17 protein-coding genes are annotated in these 16,253 nt (G+C 38.2%); 13 read left to right on the plus strand and 4 right to left on the minus strand.

Annotation, left to right across the window (positions count from 1 at the left end):
* Positions 1–195 precede the first annotated feature (195 nt).
* Genes dhaK through dhaM form a run of 3 tightly spaced genes read left to right on the plus strand, consistent with a single transcriptional unit; the run spans position 196 to position 2,152 of the window.
* Positions 196–1,170, plus strand: a complete 975-nt coding sequence (dhaK, locus tag ACFSUL_RS20375; RefSeq protein WP_377938062.1) for a dihydroxyacetone kinase subunit DhaK — start codon at positions 196–198, stop codon at positions 1,168–1,170.
* 21 nt (positions 1,171–1,191) lie between these two features.
* Positions 1,192–1,782 carry a dihydroxyacetone kinase subunit DhaL gene (dhaL, locus tag ACFSUL_RS20380; protein ID WP_377938064.1) on the plus strand — a complete coding sequence of 197 codons (591 nt, stop codon included), beginning with the start codon at positions 1,192–1,194 and terminating at the stop codon, positions 1,780–1,782.
* Entirely contained in the window at positions 1,775–2,152 is a 378-nt protein-coding gene (dhaM, locus tag ACFSUL_RS20385; RefSeq protein ID WP_377938067.1) for a dihydroxyacetone kinase phosphoryl donor subunit DhaM, read from the plus strand. The genes dhaL and dhaM overlap by 8 nt, the downstream gene beginning before the upstream one ends.
* A 466-nt stretch (positions 2,153–2,618) precedes the next feature.
* On the opposite strand, the gene ACFSUL_RS20390 is transcribed toward dhaM, so the two are convergent.
* A complete protein-coding gene (locus ACFSUL_RS20390; RefSeq protein ID WP_377938069.1) occupies positions 2,619–3,611 on the minus strand; it encodes a DMT family transporter in 993 nt (330 codons plus the stop codon).
* Between the two features lie 630 nt (positions 3,612–4,241).
* Between ACFSUL_RS20390 and ACFSUL_RS20395 the strand changes: the two genes are divergently transcribed.
* The 3 genes from ACFSUL_RS20395 to ACFSUL_RS20405 all read left to right on the plus strand — a co-directional run bounded on the left by ACFSUL_RS20395 (position 4,242) and on the right by ACFSUL_RS20405 (position 5,340).
* Entirely contained in the window at positions 4,242–4,823 is a 582-nt protein-coding gene (locus ACFSUL_RS20395; RefSeq protein ID WP_377938071.1) for a helix-turn-helix domain-containing protein, read from the plus strand.
* Between the two features lie 106 nt (positions 4,824–4,929).
* Positions 4,930–5,103, plus strand: a complete 174-nt coding sequence (locus ACFSUL_RS20400; protein WP_377938073.1) for a hypothetical protein — start codon at positions 4,930–4,932, stop codon at positions 5,101–5,103.
* A 48-nt stretch (positions 5,104–5,151) separates the two neighbouring features.
* Complete coding sequence (locus ACFSUL_RS20405) at positions 5,152–5,340, plus strand: hypothetical protein (RefSeq protein WP_377938075.1); 189 nt, start codon at positions 5,152–5,154, stop codon at positions 5,338–5,340.
* 138 nt (positions 5,341–5,478) lie between these two features.
* On the opposite strand, the gene ACFSUL_RS20410 is transcribed toward ACFSUL_RS20405, so the two are convergent.
* A complete protein-coding gene (locus ACFSUL_RS20410) occupies positions 5,479–5,709 on the minus strand; it encodes a hypothetical protein (RefSeq protein ID WP_377938077.1) in 231 nt (76 codons plus the stop codon).
* A gap of 325 nt (positions 5,710–6,034) precedes the next feature.
* On the opposite strand from ACFSUL_RS20410, the gene ACFSUL_RS20415 reads away from it, so the two are divergent.
* The 4 genes from ACFSUL_RS20415 (at position 6,035) to ACFSUL_RS20430 (ending at position 10,702) form a co-directional block, all read left to right on the plus strand.
* Positions 6,035–7,648 (plus strand): spore germination protein, encoded by a 1,614-nt coding sequence (locus ACFSUL_RS20415; protein ID WP_377938079.1) that lies wholly within the window; start codon positions 6,035–6,037, stop codon positions 7,646–7,648.
* Complete coding sequence (locus ACFSUL_RS20420) at positions 7,638–8,849, plus strand: Ger(x)C family spore germination protein (protein WP_377938081.1); 1,212 nt, start codon at positions 7,638–7,640, stop codon at positions 8,847–8,849. The genes ACFSUL_RS20415 and ACFSUL_RS20420 overlap by 11 nt, the downstream gene beginning before the upstream one ends.
* 24 nt (positions 8,850–8,873) lie before the next feature.
* Complete coding sequence (locus tag ACFSUL_RS20425) at positions 8,874–9,971, plus strand: GerAB/ArcD/ProY family transporter (RefSeq protein ID WP_377938083.1); 1,098 nt, start codon at positions 8,874–8,876, stop codon at positions 9,969–9,971.
* A 281-nt stretch (positions 9,972–10,252) separates the two neighbouring features.
* Positions 10,253–10,702: a YueI family protein gene (locus tag ACFSUL_RS20430; RefSeq protein ID WP_377938085.1), complete on the plus strand. Its 450-nt coding sequence runs from the start codon at positions 10,253–10,255 to the stop codon at positions 10,700–10,702.
* A gap of 3 nt (positions 10,703–10,705) precedes the next feature.
* On the opposite strand, the gene ACFSUL_RS20435 is transcribed toward ACFSUL_RS20430, so the two are convergent.
* Positions 10,706–11,776, minus strand: coding sequence for an AbrB family transcriptional regulator (locus tag ACFSUL_RS20435; protein WP_377938087.1), 1,071 nt, complete (start codon positions 11,774–11,776; stop codon positions 10,706–10,708).
* Positions 11,777–11,942: 166 nt separating this feature from the next.
* A complete protein-coding gene (locus ACFSUL_RS20440) occupies positions 11,943–12,563 on the minus strand; it encodes a YitT family protein (RefSeq protein ID WP_377938089.1) in 621 nt (206 codons plus the stop codon).
* 305 nt (positions 12,564–12,868) lie between these two features.
* On the opposite strand from ACFSUL_RS20440, the gene gatC reads away from it, so the two are divergent.
* The 3 genes from gatC (at position 12,869) to gatB (ending at position 16,131) form a co-directional block, all read left to right on the plus strand.
* The gene (gatC, locus tag ACFSUL_RS20445; RefSeq protein ID WP_071414152.1) at positions 12,869–13,162 is read left to right on the plus strand and encodes an Asp-tRNA(Asn)/Glu-tRNA(Gln) amidotransferase subunit GatC; all 294 of its coding nucleotides are present in this window, start codon (positions 12,869–12,871) and stop codon (positions 13,160–13,162) included.
* 68 nt (positions 13,163–13,230) lie between these two features.
* The gene (gatA, locus tag ACFSUL_RS20450) at positions 13,231–14,691 is read left to right on the plus strand and encodes an Asp-tRNA(Asn)/Glu-tRNA(Gln) amidotransferase subunit GatA (protein ID WP_377938092.1); all 1,461 of its coding nucleotides are present in this window, start codon (positions 13,231–13,233) and stop codon (positions 14,689–14,691) included.
* Positions 14,692–14,703: 12 nt separating this feature from the next.
* The gene (gene gatB / locus ACFSUL_RS20455; RefSeq protein ID WP_071414154.1) at positions 14,704–16,131 is read left to right on the plus strand and encodes an Asp-tRNA(Asn)/Glu-tRNA(Gln) amidotransferase subunit GatB; all 1,428 of its coding nucleotides are present in this window, start codon (positions 14,704–14,706) and stop codon (positions 16,129–16,131) included.
* The last annotated feature ends 122 nt before the right edge of the window (positions 16,132–16,253 follow it).

Raw genomic sequence — 16,253 nt, forward strand, 5'->3', positions numbered from 1 at the left:
AACGGAGGGTACTTGACTCCTGCGGGAAGAAAGGAAAGTGGGAGACCCGGCGGCAGGAGTCAAGTGCCCGTAGCGGAAATCAACGGACAACATTCATAATTGAAAATTACAATCTATGAGAAAAGAGATATTTAAATAAAAGGACTGACTACTAATAGGTAGTTCCTTTTAATGACATTAACAAGGAGTAGTGAAATGAAAAAAATTATAAATGACCCAAAAAATGTGTTAGATGAAATGCTTAATGGTTTTACCTACGCTAATGAGGATTTAGTTAAGCGTATTGAGGGAACGGGTGTTATTTATCGGACCTTTGAAGAAAAGGGGAAGGTAGCATTGGTAAGCGGTGGTGGAAGTGGGCATGAGCCTTCACATGCAGGTTTTGTAGGACAAGGAATGCTGTCTGCTGCTGTCTGTGGTGAAGTTTTTACTTCTCCGACACCAGACCAAATTTTTGAAGCTATTAAGAAAGCGGATCAAGGTGCAGGTGTTTTCCTAATTATTAAAAATTACTCAGGGGATGTCATGAATTTTGAAATGGCGCAAGAACTTGCAGAAATGGAAGACATTAAAGTAGAAAAACTGATCGTTGATGATGATATTTCTGTCGAAGGTAAACGGGGTGTAGCAGGAACTATTCTTGTTCATAAAGTTTTAGGAGCTGCAGCAGAAGAAGGATTATCTCTTGGGGAAATAAAGAAATTAGGTGATGAGCTAGTCCAGAATATTAAGACCATTGGTGTCGCAATTTCACCTGCAACCGTTCCTGAAGTTGGTAAAGAGGGCTTCGAATTAGAAGACGATGAAATGGAGTATGGTGTTGGCATACATGGGGAACCGGGATATAGAAAAGAAAAAATTAAACCATCACAAGACATTGCACAAGAATTAGTAAACCAATTGAAAAAAGAATTCAGTTGGCAAAAAGGAGACCGCTATTGCTTATTGGTAAATGGTCTTGGCGCTACACCATTAATGGAGCAATATATCTTTATTAACGATGTACAGGCTTTACTAGAAAAAGAGGGATTAGTGATTGAGTTTAAAAAGGTCGGCTCTTTTATGACCTCCATTGATATGGCAGGTATTTCTTTAACATTGGTAAATTTAGTCGATTCTAAGTGGACAACTTACTTGAATCATCCAGTTTGTACATCTGCATGGGTATAGATATAGAAGGGGGAATTATTTATGTTAACTGTTGAAAATACTACGAAGTGGCTCCTTGCATTTTCAGAAAAGATTGATCAACAGAAAGTGTATTTAAGCGAATTGGATAGTGCGATTGGTGATGGAGATCATGGTTCAAATATGGCTCGTGGGACCAAAGAGATGGAAGGAAAATTAAAAGAAGGCAATTTTTCGAGCATACAAGATATATTCAAAACAGCTGCGATGACATTGTTAAGCAAAATCGGTGGTGCATCTGGTCCCCTTTATGGCTCGGCACTAATGGGGATGGCGAAACAAGCTGGCGAGGATGACAAAGATATCATTGCAATTCTAAAGGCCGGAATGGAAGGAATTCAAAAGCGAGGAAAAGCAGAACTAGGTGAAAAGACAATGATAGATGTTTGGATCCCGGTTATCCAAGCGTTAGAATCAGGAAAATTAAGTAAAGAAAACATACAAGAAGCCGTGAATAATACAAAGGGTATAAAAGCAACAAAAGGACGCGCCTCCTACCTTGGTGAGCGTTCTGTTGGACATCTCGACCCTGGTGCAACTTCAAGTGGTTACTTTTTTGAGGCGATGTTAGAAGGAGATATTATTGATGAGTAAAAAAGCATATGGTATTGTCATTGTTTCCCATATCAAAGAATTGGCAGAAGGCTTAACACGTTTATTAGGAGAGGCTGCACAAGAAGTTTCCATTACCTACGCAGGTGGCACGGAAGAAGGGGAAGTGGGAACAAGTTTTGATTTTATTAGCAAGGCTATCTCTGAGAACGAAGCCAATGAAATTTTTGCCTTCTACGATCTTGGTAGTGCAAAAATGAACTTAGAAATGGCGATGGAAATGACAGATAAAAAAATTCACTTAATGGATACTTCCTTAGTTGAGAGTGCCTATACTACAGCAGCATTACTTCAAGTTGATGCTCCTTTCGAAACGATAATGGAGCAACTCAAACCTTTAAAAATTAAATGATTGATTAAAGACTTCCAATTTACAATGATCATAATTTGTGTAATTGGAAGTTTTTAATTATTAAATAAAGAGGGACTTCCGAATGTTTTGTTTGTTATTTTGTTTGGGTCAGACCCGGAGGTGCCAGACCCAATTAGGGAGGAATGGGTCAGACCCCATGGTGCCAGACCCAATTAGGGAGGAATGTGCCAGACCCGGAGGTGCCAGACCCAATTAGGGAGGAATGTGTCAGACCCCATGGTGCCAGACCCAATTAGGGGGGAACGTGTCAGACCCCAAGGTGCCAGACCCAATTAGGGAAGAATGTGTCAGACCCCAAGGTGCCAGACCCAACTAGGGGGGAACGTGTCAGACCCCAAGGTGCCAGACCCAACTAGGGAGGAACGTGTCAGACCCCAAGGTGCCAGACCCAACTAGGGAGGAACGGGCCAGACCCCAAGGTGCCAGACCCAAACAGTAAGAAAAATTATAACTGTTGCTCTTTCTGTTCATAAAATTGAATTTGCTTATCCTGTTCTATATTAATTTTTTTCGTGTTATAACTATGAAGCAGTATTCCTGCAACAATAATGATTAGACCAGAAGTTGCCCATCCAGTAGGTAATGGGGTTGAAAGTAGTAAAACCTCGCCAATAATAACAAACAATACTTCTGTAGACTGCGTAGCTTCAACAGCAGCTAATTTTCCTTGATGATTCTTCACTCTGTCTGTTGCAATGAAGAATAAAGTAGTTGCAATTAAACCGGAACAGATTGCGACAATAAAGGATTGAAGTACTTGATCCGATGAGGGGCTACCGACTGTAATGAATCCATAAGCACTAATTCCTAACCAAAATGGAAGGCTTGCCAAAGTCATCCCGAGTACCCTTTGAAATGTATCTAATCTTCCACCACATACCTCCATCATTTTTCGATTCCCTAGTGGATAGGCGAATGCGGCAAGAACAACTGGCATGACACCAATCAATGCTTCTGACAATGTTAAACTATCTGCTTTTTGCAACTGAATTAGGACAACACCAATTAAAATAAGCATAGAAATACATAGAGAACCAATAGGTATCTTATTCCTTACTTTTATTATTCCGCTATTTGTTTGAACCTTCTCAAAAAATAGCGGTCCTAATAGAGTGCCAGCAACAATTGTCATTTGCCAAGTACCAGCAACTAGCCACCCAGGTCCATAAGAAGCGGCATAGGTCAAAGGTGCGTAAAAGAGTACAAAACCAAAAAAGCTCCAGCATATCCATTGAAATGGTTGCTTTAACATTTCTTGCAGGACTTGTTTTAAATTGTGTCGTATCAGTACAATGATGACTAAAAAAGGAACCATAAAGAGGAATCTCAATGAGGAACTCCATAACCAGCTACCTCCAGAAAGTTCCATAGAGCGGTTTAAAATAAATGTAACTGCGAAAAACATTGAAGCTACAATGCCGATTACTATTTCCCTCATGACATCACCTTTCCTTAATAAAAAAACAAAGTATATTATAATATATATTTAGTTAGATATATTATACTAACCTGGTATTAAAATGGCTACATCTATTTAAAGATAGAACGAATAAAGATTAAGAAGTGAATTTCCCTATCTTATCAAAAACTAAAAAATTGTGATCGGCTTCAGGAATTAGGAGGGACAATATAGGCTTGAAAGTTATTGTAAAATATTAGAAAATAAGAGTAAAACATAAAATGGATATAAATCAATTGCGGTCATGTTAGGAGTGAGTTGGAATATCCTCTAAAACTTTTTTGATTAGATTAGTTCCTTTTTTACTTACTGTATCTATTTTGTTTGGTATACCGTTGTGGGCTAACCACAAAACAGGGCGACCATATATGGAATGGACTTTTATTATTGGGGTTTTAGTTACTTTGACTATTATTTATGTACATGGAAGCGGATATAGAGGGGAAAAGGACGTGCCTAAAAAGAAAAGGAAAAAATTTTACCTTTCCATTTCTTTTTGGACAGCTTTCATTTATACACTTATCGCCTATTATCTAACCAATACGGTAAGATCTAACTTCTGAGATTGTTGGTAGTAACGTGTAACAGGGATAAAAGGAGGATATAAACTTGGAAAAAGCAAATAACATCAATGATGCGGAAAAACTAGCGAAACAAATAGGGGTAACGCTAAGGAAGATTAGACAGCAAAGAGGAATTAGTATACAAGAACTAGCTGATATAACAGAGGTAAGTAAACTGACGCTAGGAAATATTGAGAGAGGAGAGGCTAACCCATCTCTTGCTGTGATTTGGAAAATTGCGAATGGACTGTCCATCCCTATATCTTCTTTGCTAAATGAAAAGAAAGAAGTTGTTCTTTCACGTAAGCATAGCGGCAACAAAGTGATCAGTGCAAATGAAGCTTGTACACTCGAACCAATGTTTGATGTTTCTAATTACGGATCAAGTGAAATTCACAGAGCTTTCTTGAAACCTAATAGTGAATATGTTCCCGGTGCTCATCAACCTGGGGTAATCGAGTATGTGACAGTCATGTCTGGCGAGTTAATCATTACGATAGAAAATGAACGTTATCATTTAAACAAGTATGATTCTATAAAGTTTAATGGCGATAAAGAACATGGTTATATAAATCCAACTTCGGATACAACGGTATTACATTTTGTTATGACATATATGAATACGTAATAAAAGAAGTATTTCTAGCGAAAGAGTGTTATTTTTTAAAAATATGAAACCTTTATTAGTTCTATACGTTATAGTAGAAAAATTCAATAGAGAGAAGGGGAGAAGTATGCGCAAAAAGACGCTCTTAGGAATCATTTTAGCAATTATCGGGATGGGCATTACCATTTATGGTTTATCTATATCAACAGACCTTGCGGAAAATAGAGTATTTCGTATGACAGGCTATGCTTTAACATTAATTGGGATATTTATTGCTCCAGAGTATAAGAAGTCGGAGTAGTTTTAGAGGAGCCACTTGTTAGGGGGATATTGAAAGGAGGGGTATAGGATGAGGAAGCACACACTAATAGGAAAAATTACGTTTTGGTTAGGTTTTGTATTTTTTCTTTTTGGCTGTTTTTCTGCCCTTGGCCCATTAGGGTACTCTTCTGTTGTGCCAAATAAGACCTTTGCAATCATCTATCTAACATGTGGCATTTCACTGCTTTTATCCTCTAATTTTTATAAAAAAGAATAGGGGATGGGCTATAGTAACATAAAAATGAAAGTCATTATGATTCAGAAAAGGGTTCGGAAAGTAATGAAATAGTTAGTATGGCTAATAGCTCTATTTTTCTTGAAAGGTTATGGATTCATAACGCTTTCCTTTTTAGCATTAAGAGCTAGATTTCTTTTTCTTCCTTTTAATAGAAAATAGTATATTTTCTACGAAGAACAAAAGGGTAAACAGTAGGATGATAAAAATCTCTGCTGCATCCATTACACGGAACGGACGAATTGCATTGAAAATGGAAGTAGAGACGCCTATGCCAAGAAGAATATCCAAGCTTATTGTTAACGTACTAACGCCCACCATGATTAACATTGTAATCGCAATAATCTTCATAATATCTCGTCGCCTTCTTTATATTTTATCCTACATTAACAGAGGGTAGAATCCCCACTCAGTGAAACTTCACTTTATTGCTATCGATTCACTTAGAGAACCAACTCACTATATTAGTGAATCCACCTGTGTTAAATACCTGCTAGTAATTGCTGTAATCCACCACTCACTCCTACATCACCTTAACTAAAATCCTTCTATATAGCTATCTTTACTATTCTGTTTTTAGTTTCCCTCCCTGTTTATTTGTTATTCAAAATCCGTCGTATGTTTAATACATGTTAGGGAAAAGTATTTAAAAAAGGTAAAGAAAGGTAGCAAGCACATGTCTTCCCTTTTCAAGCGAGTTAAACGTAAAAGTATTAAACCAAAAAAATTAATGGCTACCATTGAGGAATCAATGGAAGTTGAAAATGACGATATTATCTACCATAGCCAGGAAGAAAATATTAAAAAAATAAAAGAGACAACGGGAAATAGTACGGATGTCGTCATTAGATATCTTAAGATTGGCAAAGAAGAAAAAGTCGATGCTGCAATCGTATACATAGCGGGCATCGTAGACAGTCAATCGATTAATGAGTTTATATTAGAAACACTGATGGCTAGTGAGGAAACAACGATTGATATGTTGGAAGAAAAGGTTGTTTCTATCGGAAAAGTGAATCGGATTCATGAATGGAAAAAGCTGTTCCTCTCCCTAATGGCTGGAGAAACAATTCTGCTTGTAAATGAACAACATGAATGTTTAACAATTGAGGCGAAGGGTGGGGAAACGCGTCAGATTCAAGAGCCAAGTACGCAAATGTCTATTCGGGGGCCAAGAGATAGTTTTACAGAAACATTAGAAACCAATATTGCTTTAGTACGAAGGATTGTTAAGAATCCTAATCTGTGGGTAGAAAGCATGAAGATTGGTAGGCAAACGAAAACAGATGTAGCTTTCATGTATATAGAAGGCATCGCCAATGACAAAGTAGTAAAGGAAGTCAGAAAACGTCTAAAAAAAATTGATATAGACAGCATCCTAGAGTCTGGATATGTGGAGCAGTTAATTGAAGATGAAACGATGACCACCTTCCCGACAATTTATCATACAGAAAGACCAGATATGGTAGCAGGGAACCTCTTAGAAGGAAGGATTGCAATTTTTGTAGACGGTACCCCATTTGTTTTATTAGCCCCAGCGGTGTTTATTCAATTTTTTCAAGCAGCGGATGATTATTATGCTCGGTTTGATATAGCGACAGCAATCCGTTTTTTAAGGGTACTTACCTTTTTTATATCCTTGGTCGCCCCAGCAGTTTATATTGCAGCAACCACGTTTCATCAAGAAATGATTCCGACCCAATTGCTTGTGGCTATTGCTGCACAAAGGGAAGCCGTTCCATTTCCAGCGTTTGTAGAGGCATTGATTATGGAGATTGCATTTGAAATTTTACGAGAAGCAGGGATTCGAATGCCAAAAGCGATAGGGTCAGCTATTTCCATTGTTGGAGCGCTTGTTATAGGGCAAGCTGCAGTACAAGCAGGTATTGTATCGCCTGCAATGGTTATCATTGTAGCGATTACTGCGATCGCAAGCTTTTCAACTCCCTCTTTTGCTATTGCTGTTTCAGCTAGATTAATTCGATTTTTATTTATGATATTAGCTGCTACGTTTGGTTTTTATGGGCTCATTTTAGGAATTATTATGATGATTGTTCATCTTTGTGACCTACGTTCCTTCGGCGTTCCGTATATGACCCCGTTAGCTCCGTTTATACCGGAAAATGCTGGTGATACAGTTATAAGACTTCCATGGTGGGCTTTAAGGAAAAGACCGAAATTAATTGGAAGTGACGATATTACTCGCGAATCAACGACAAGACCCGTTCCACCAAGAGGAAAAAGAATGGTGAAAAATAGCGATAGTAAAGGGGATACAAATGAGTCATAAGCGATTCTTTCTATTGTTCGTGTCTTTAAGTGTTCTAGTTCTTTCTGGATGCTGGTCAAAAAAGGAACTAACCGAACTTGCTTTAGTATCTGCTATTGGAATTGACAAAAATGAAGATGGTAAATATGTTGGTACACTTCAAGTAATTAACCCCGGTAATGTAGCGGGAGTAGGACAAGGGGGAGGAGCTGCTCCGCCAATTTCTGTCTATACTGCTACAGGAGAAAACATAGTAGATGTGAGTAGAAATGCTTCAACGAAGGTTTCAAGAAGAATGTATTATGCTCATACAAACTTGGTCGTAGTTAGTGATGAACTAGCGGAAGAAGAAGGGATTCAACCTATATTAGATGCAATTGAACGTGATCCAAATTTCCGTACGACAGCTACGGTTGTCATTGCTAAAGACGTAAAAGCTGGTGATATCGTGAGGACACTAACACCTATCGATAAAATTTCAGCTAACAAAATAATTAAAACGCTAGAATACACGGAAAAAGTACATGGTTATCAGATAAAAGTTACGATGCAAGAACTTATTCGTTCTCTTGTCACACCTGGAAGAGAACCGATGCTTACAGGAGTAATTTTTGGAGGAGATCCACAAAAATCAGGAAAAATGGAGAATCTTCAAGAAACGGAACCGCTTGCTACTCTCGAATTAAACGGACTAGCTATGTTTAAAAATGGAAAGCTAGTTGACTGGTTGCAAGAGGATAAAGCAAGGGGAGCGATATGGATACGAGATAAGATTAAATCTACAGACATTGATGTAGACTGGGAAGAAAAAAAGGAGGTTATTTCATTCGAAGTGAGTAGGCAGAAAACAGATGTATCTGTACAAATGAAAGACAGGATGCCAAAAATAAATATTTCAACAGAAGTAGAAGGAGATATAGGGGAAGCGAGAGTTCCTCTTGATTTAACAAAGGGAAAGACAATGAAGAAGATAGAAAAGAAGATAGAAAAGGAAATTAAGACACAGCTAGAGGCTACTGTCGAACAGGCACAAGAAAATAAAACAGATATTTTGGGGTTTGGGGAAGCGGTACACCGGTCGAAACCGAAAGACTGGAAAAGGCTTCAATCTAACTGGAGTGATGTCTATTTTCCAGAATTAGAAGTATCAGTAGAGGTAAATGCCTTTGTACGCCGGACAGGTATAAGAAACAACTCATACCTATCTAATCTAGAAGAGTAAAAATATAAAGGAAGTGTCTTATTAGTGGAAAAAGCAAAAATAAGTGCAAACCAGTTATTTGTCCTTATTTTATTATTTGAACTGGGCAGTGCATTGTTAATTCCACTTGCTGTGGAGGCAAAGCAGGATGCGTGGGTGGCCATCCTGCTTGGAACAGGTGGGGGGTGTCTTCTTTATCTCGTTTATTTTCAACTATATCGATATTATCCCGGGCTACTTCCAACAGAATATATGGAGAAAATAATAGGGAAAATAGCTGGCAGGATATTAGCATTTTTATATGTACTTTATTTTACATACATTGCAGCTAGAGTATTGCGCGACTTCGGAATGATGCTTTTGACGTTTGCTTATCAAGAAACCCCGCTCTTTATCGTTAATACATTTTTAGTATTGGTAATCATCTATACAGTGCGTAAAGGAATAGAAGTATTAGCAAGAGCAGGTGAGTTGCTTTTTGTTTTCATGTACCTTCTTGCTATAACCGGGTTTATTCTTGTTGTTGTGTCAGGGTTAATTGACCTTAGTCAACTAAAGCCGTTTTTTGAAGAAGGAATAAAAAGAATTTTAAAGGTTACCTTTACCCAATCTTTGTACGTACCTTTTGGAGAGATGATTGTTTTTTCCATGATTATTCCTTATTTAGATAATCAGAAAAACATTAAGAGGGTTGGACTCTTGGCAATTGGTCTGAGTGGCATTAATTTGGCGATCGTTTCGATTGTAAACATAACTGTATTAGGAGTCGATTTAACATTGCGGTCACAGTTTCCCTTGCTTACGACGATTCAATCCATTCAAGTAGCAGACTTTTTAGAAAGATTAGATGTTTTTTTTATGATTGCCTTAATTATAGGCGGATTTTTTAAGATTAGCATATTTTTCTATGGGGCCATTATGGGTCTTTCTAACCTGTTCAAAGTAGACTCACCGGCTAAACTAACATTTCCTATCGGCTTTGTGATTTTAATCGTCTCGATCACGATTGCTAGCAATGTTGCAGAACATATGGAAGAAGGCTTAAATCTTGTTCCAGTAGTCCTACATGTGCCATTTCAGGTTGTTATTCCTTGTATGCTGCTACTTATTGCATTTTTAAAAAATAGGAAGAAGAAGGCTTAATATGGGAGAAGATGAAATCGCCCTAGAGTGGGGAAGAGTTTGAACAAACGTTTGAACAAAAAAGGGAAATGAATAAAATATACAAATATGTGTCGGGTGCGGTGTGTAAGAAATTCAAACAAACGTTTGATTGAAACAAGGATTAGCTATTCTCTACAAAAAAACTGTCTCGTTCAACACTTCACAAGTGAGAGTCTAAATCTGCCATGGTATCATATAGTATATTGGAAGTTATCGAAAAACTATCGTAAGTGAAAAGGATTATCCGGAGGTGTTCTAGTGTGGGAGAAAATGTCGATGAGTATTTGCAACAGGGGATGTATGGTCAGAAACAAACAAAGCCTGATGAGAGACGAAAGTTTTTGGGATCATTACGAGAGCGTGCAGTTATTGCTCTTAAACAAAGTCAGGTTAGAGAAAGTAAGATCTATTCTGAAGTTGAGGACAGCCTAAAGGAACATCCAAAGGCAAAGTTGTTATTAAACGGAAATATGAAGTACTCCTATTTGTCAAAATACATTCAGTTGGCAACGAAGCATAATGTATCTTTTACAATTGTCACGAATAAAGAGCACGATGCAGAAATTGGTCTTCTTCTTGCATATGATTATGCAATTGATAAAGAGGAAATTTATATAAAGAAAACAAAAACGTATCAAACCGCTGGACTTCCAAAACAAAAAAAGAAAAAAAGCTTGTTTTCTAAAATCAAAAACAAGCTTTTAAAATAAAACTTAGTCAGCCTTTGCACTTTTCTGGAAGTAGGGTAGCTGAAATACCTTTCTTAGAGCAAATGGTACGACGAATAAGATAAATAATATTCGAAATAGATGATAGGCGGTTATGATGGAGAGTTCCGCGTGCACCGCTTGCCCAACTAGTGCCATCTCCGCCATTCCTCCAGGAGCCATGCTTATAAAAGCAGTCAAAAATGGGATGTCATGCCAATACATTAGCAAGATGCTGAGTCCCATAGAAAATAATAATAAAAAGAGGGTTGTAACAACCGATATACTTATAAATTTTGTTAAATTCTTGGCATTTTTAATGTCCATCATAAAGCTAAAGTAAATTCCAAGAAATACTTGGGAAAGCATTAGAAGTGGACCTGGCAGTATTGGTATTTGGAAATTAAACACCATTAATGCGCCAATTCCGATAATTGGTCCGATTAAAAATGGGGTAGGAAAACGGAATCGATGCGCGAACTCTGCCGCCCCCCACGCAACGACTAAATATAAAATTATTTTCCAGTCAAAATTAGTGAAAGCATGCCCGCTACCACTAACAACTCCCCCGCCACCTGCACTTCCATATAATAAAGGGCTGAAAACTAGAAATGGGACAACAATGATAACTGATATAAGCCGAATTACTTGAATTATTGTGACGACAGTTAAGTCAACCCCTTCTGTCTCTTCTCCTAAAACGACCATTTGTGATAAGCCGCCAGGAATATTTCCAGTTAAGGTTGATTGCAGGTTAATTCCCGTCCATTTAGAAGTTACATAGGCAAGTACAGCACTAAATAAAATAACGGAAATAGTCATAACAAGCATGGATGGAAGTTGCATGCCAATTTCTATTACGGTTTGTTTGGAAAAAGAATGCCCGATTGTATAGCCGATAATGATTAGCCCAATATTTCGGAAATAAACAGGCCAAACAAGTTGGGTCTTTAGCCATTTGTTAGCGAAAAAAACAGCAGTAATCGATCCGAGCATCCAAGATAATGGGATATGTAACAGCGTGAAAATTCCTCCGCCAAGCAGTCCGATGAGAAAGGTCTTTACGATTTGTATCATGGAGAATGTCCCTTCTACTAATTTTTGTCTATTTTAAATGTAATGAAAGAGCAGGAGGGAAGCAACTATTTTTACTTTATTCTTTTAGTGAAAAGTAAATAGGTCTACCTTTCTTTCTAGCTAGACCCTTTTTTTCGTGATTGTTGTTTTTACTTATACTTCCTAGTTAAGACGCAGTTTTTTCAGCAAACGATTCCGTCCATTTATTTTTCCATTGCAGCTTATACATAATGTCAATCATCTTTGTCCCGATCCATTGACAGACAAGCGCATAAAAAATGACTTTCCAATCAACGAGAATGCCTGTTAAAAGCAAGATAATCCCATTAATATAAAATAGTGTTTTACCAGGTGGAACCCCTTTTAGCTTAGAAATGATCAATGCCAGAATATCCATTCCCCCAGACGAAGCACCCACACGAAACAGGATTCCCACACCAATTCCGAATAGGATGGACCCAATAATTAAGTCAATAAAGACAGTAGAAACCGGGTGGTGGAGATGCGGACTAATAAAGTTAATAGTTAGGGATGTTACGGTTACACAATAGATTGTCCAAAATGCACTCGAAGTTCCCAGCCATTTAATAGCTAAAACGAGCATACCGGCGTTCAATGTCCAAAGGGTGAGGGCATAGGGAACTTGTGCTATATGATGAAGCAATACACTAATTCCTGCGGCTCCTCCAGATGGTATGTTATGAGGAAACAGGAAAATCGCCATCGCTACCCCTTGGAGAATTGCCGCAACTCCAAGTGTAATCAGTTTGGCTGAGAAAAGTTTCAATTTATAGGCCTCCTTGTGTGTTAGTTGATATGTACTAATGTAACATATAAGGGGGAAAGTGGATTCAATAGTTTTCTGTGAAAAAATTTAATATGCTTTGATAAAGCACGTGGAGATAGAGAGCATGTCCTGTCTTCCTAGTTCAATTATCAGGGTAACGCCAATATTTAAGTGCGGTTTTGGCCAGCTCAGGTGACTAGAGGTGACAAGCTGCTTCCACTTTTGTTTTCAGTTGCTTTCATACTGCTAATTTTGGTATCATTGACTATTATTGTGAGTGTTCGAAAATATATGGAGGTGATAGGATGTCTAGAATTTCTGAAGAGCAAGTAAAGCATGTAGCCCACCTTGCCCGACTAGCCATCACAGATGATGAAGTGAAAAAGTTTACAGGTCAGTTAGATGCAATTATCGGTTTTGCCGAGCAGCTAAATGAGTTAGATACAACAAATGTGAAGCCAACGACTCACGTACTAGAAATGAAAAATATTCTTCGCGAAGACAAGCCTGGTAAAGGATTGCCGAGAGAAGAAGTGCTGAAAAATGCGCCAGATCATCAAGATGGACAAGTGCGTGTTCCGTCTGTAATGGATAATTAATTTTTTGCTTGCATGAACAGCAGTTTAATCGCACTACAAATGCAAGAACGAGAATAGGAGGGTACTACATGTCATTATTTGACAACAAGCTGTCAGAGCTTCATGAACTTTTACATACAAAAGAAGTATCAGTAACTGACCTTGTCGATGAGTCTTACAAACGAATCAACTCGGTGGATGACAAAGTAAACGCGTTTCTTACATTAGATGAAGAGAACGCACGCAGTAAAGCGAAAGAAATGGATGCAAAGCTCGGTACAGATGGTGAAAAAGGTCTGCTTTTTGGGATGCCAATTGGAATTAAAGATAATATTGTTACAAAGGGGCTTAGAACTACTTGTTCAAGTAAAATCCTTGAGAATTTTAATCCAATCTATGATGCAACGGTAATCAATAAATTACATAATGCAGATACGATTACAATTGGAAAATTAAATATGGATGAGTTTGCAATGGGATCTTCTACAGAAAACTCAGGATTCCAAAAAACCCGTAATCCATGGGATTTAGAAACGGTACCTGGTGGATCTTCTGGTGGATCTGCAGCGGCTGTTGCAGCTGGGGAAGTCCCTTTTTCATTAGGTTCTGATACTGGTGGATCTATTCGCCAACCGGCAGCTTTCACAGGAACAGTTGGATTAAAACCTACATATGGACGTGTGTCCCGCTTTGGATTAGTTGCATTTGCCTCTTCTCTTGATCAAATTGGTCCGATTACACGAAATGTAGAAGATAATGCATACTTATTACAAGCAATTTCTGGGCTTGACCCGAATGATTCTACTTCTGCGAATATAGAAGTTCCTAACTTTGCTGAAGCTCTTACAGGCGATGTCAAAGGATTGAAAATTGCTGTTCCAAAAGAATATCTTGGCGAAGGTGTAGGAGAAGAAGCACGTCAATCTGTCTTAGCGGCTCTTAAAGTATTGGAAGGCCTAGGAGCAACATGGGAAGAAGTATCTCTTCCGCATTCTAAGTACGGTGTAGCAACTTATTATTTATTATCTTCATCGGAAGCATCTGCGAACCTTGCTCGTTTTGACGGCGTTCGTTACGGATACCGTACACCTAATGCAGAAAACTTATTAGAGTTATATAAAAACACACGTGCAGAAGGTTTCGGAGATGAAGTAAAACGTCGCATCATGCTTGGAACATTTGCGTTAAGCTCTGGTTACTACGATGCTTATTACAAAAAAGCACAGCAAGCTCGTACATTAATTAAAAAAGACTTTGAAGATGTCTTTGAAAAATATGATGTCATTCTTGGACCAACAACACCAACTCCAGCGTTCAAAATTGGAGAAAAAATTGATGATCCATTAACGATGTATGCAAACGATATTTTAACAATCCCTGTTAACCTTGCGGGTGTACCTGGAATTTCTATTCCTTGTGGTCTATCCCAAACAGGTCTTCCATTAGGATTGCAAATAATCGGAAAGCATTTTGATGAAAGCACTGTCTACCGTGTTGCGCATGCTTATGAGCAAGCAACTGATTTCCATAAACAAAAACCACAATTGTAAGGGGTGAATTACATGAACTTTGAAACGGTAATTGGACTAGAGGTCCACGTAGAATTAAAAACAGATTCGAAAATGTTCTCTCCTGCACCAAATCATTTTGGGGCAGAGCCGAACACTAATACAAACGTCATCGACCTTGGATACCCTGGTGTTCTACCAGTTGTAAACAAACGAGCGGTTGAATTTGGAATGAAAGCAGCATTAGCATTAAACTGTGAGATCGCAACGGATACGAAATTTGATCGGAAGAACTATTTTTATCCCGATAACCCGAAGGCATATCAGATTTCACAATTTGATAAACCAATCGGCGAACATGGTTGGATTGAAATAGAAGTAGACGGAGTGAAGAAGAAAATCGGAATCACTCGTCTTCATTTAGAAGAGGATGCGGGTAAATTGACGCATGCTAAGGATCATTCGCTTGTCGATTACAATCGTCAAGGAACACCGCTTATTGAGATTGTATCAGAACCAGATATCCGTACACCGGAAGAAGCGTATGCTTACTTAGAAAAGTTGAAGGCAATTATCCAATACACAGGCGTTTCTGACTGCAAAATGGAAGAAGGATCCCTTCGTTGTGATGCAAATATCTCGCTACGCCCAATTGGTCAAGAAGAGTTCGGTACAAAAGCAGAGCTTAAAAACCTTAACTCTTTCAACTTTGTTAGAAAAGGGTTAGAACACGAGCAAATTCGCCAAGAAAAAGTGTTATTATCAGGCGGTCTTATTGAGCAAGAAACTCGTCGTTTTGATGAAGCTACTGGTAAAACGCTTCTAATGCGTGTAAAAGAAGGATCAGATGATTATCGTTACTTCCCAGAGCCGGATTTAGTAGAGCTCTATATTGACGAAGAGTGGAAAGAGCGAATTCGTTCTGAAATTCCTGAACTTCCAGATGAACGTAAAAAGCGTTATATTGAAGAATTAGGATTACCTGCATACGATGCGATGGTATTAACACTAACGAAAGAAATGTCCGATTTCTTCCAAGAGACTGTAGCCGCTGGAGCAGATGCTAAGCAAGCTTCCAACTGGTTGATGGGAGAAGTTTCTGCATACTTAAATTCTAAGCAAATGGAGCTTCATGAAATCAAACTTACTCCAGCAAGCTTAGCTGGTATGATTGAGTTAATCGAAAAAGGAACGATTTCTTCTAAGATTGCGAAGAAAGTGTTTAAAGAGTTAGTGGAAAATGGTGGCGACCCAGAAAAAATTGTCAAAGAAAAAGGACTTGTCCAAATTTCGGATGAAGGTGCACTTCTTAAAATTGTTACAGAAGCACTTGATAATAATCCACAGTCAATTGAAGACTACAAAAACGGGAAAGACCGTGCAATTGGCTTCCTCGTAGGACAAATTATGAAAGCAACAAAAGGTCAAGCCAATCCACCGCTTGTCAACAAACTGTTATTACAAGAAATTCAAAAGCGTTAATTTATAGAGGGAAAGCGTATGGTGACCGGAATAAGGTGAGCCATGCGCTTTTTTGTTGGCTCTATAATATTTGTTGGGGTTAACACACAATAGAAGGCAAAATAAAACACGCAACCTTCCCA

The sequence above is a fragment of the Bacillus seohaeanensis genome, assembly GCF_042684945.1.
Lineage (GTDB): Bacteria > Bacillota > Bacilli > Bacillales > Bacillaceae_B > Rossellomorea > Rossellomorea seohaeanensis.